At 65.6% G+C, this 712-nt stretch carries 1 protein-coding gene; it reads left to right on the plus strand.

From position 1 onward, the window contains the following. Window positions 1–180: 180 nt before the first annotated feature. Window positions 181–712, plus strand: a 532-nt coding sequence (locus SOQ14_RS14235) for a hypothetical protein (RefSeq protein WP_322898781.1), incomplete at its 3' end; no start/stop codon positions are given.

The following is a 712-nucleotide window of genomic DNA, read 5'->3' on the forward strand; positions in this document are numbered from 1 at the left end:
AGCCGAAACCGCGCTTTTCGAAGCCCGCGATCGCCGCACGGCGCCGCTTGCTATGTCGATGGCACGCAAGTTGCATAGGCATAAGTAAACGACCTTTCGGAGTATCCGCCCGTGCTGCCCATGCCGTCCACGCTTCCCCGCGCGCCGATTGATGCTGCTTTCTTGCGCCAACCCTTGGGGGTGGGCGATATTGTGCTGCCCGATGCTGCGGGCCAGCCTGGCACTGATTTCGCCGGGGTGCTTGGCGCATCGCTGTTGCAGGTCGAGGCCTCGCAGACGGCCACGGTGATGCCTGGGGTCCCGACTGATCTTGCTCTCCCGACGCAGCCTGCCAATGCGGGTGTGCTGCCCGACGCTGCGGTACCCGCAGCACCGGTTCGTGCCACCCCTCGCCCGGCATTGCCGGACGGCAAAATCTTGCCGCCTGATATGCCATCCGGCACCATCATGCCGTCCGATCCAGCACCGCATGTGACCCTTATGGCGTCTGGTGCGCCGGGGTCCGAAAGCGTCGCTGGCGAACCGCTTGATGCCGAGGCGGCCGGATCTGCTGTGTCCCAGCCGCTGCCCCACCCCCATGGTGGCAAGAGCGTTGATTGCACGAATGCCGCAATCAAACGGCGCCGCGACGCTGGCGCGTTCGAGCGCATGTTCTCGCTTGCCGGAAAGTGGCCACGACAGCGGCAGATCAAGGCGCGGGCCGCCGTCAATC

Source organism: Erythrobacter epiphyticus, assembly GCF_034653295.1.
GTDB lineage: Bacteria > Pseudomonadota > Alphaproteobacteria > Sphingomonadales > Sphingomonadaceae > Erythrobacter.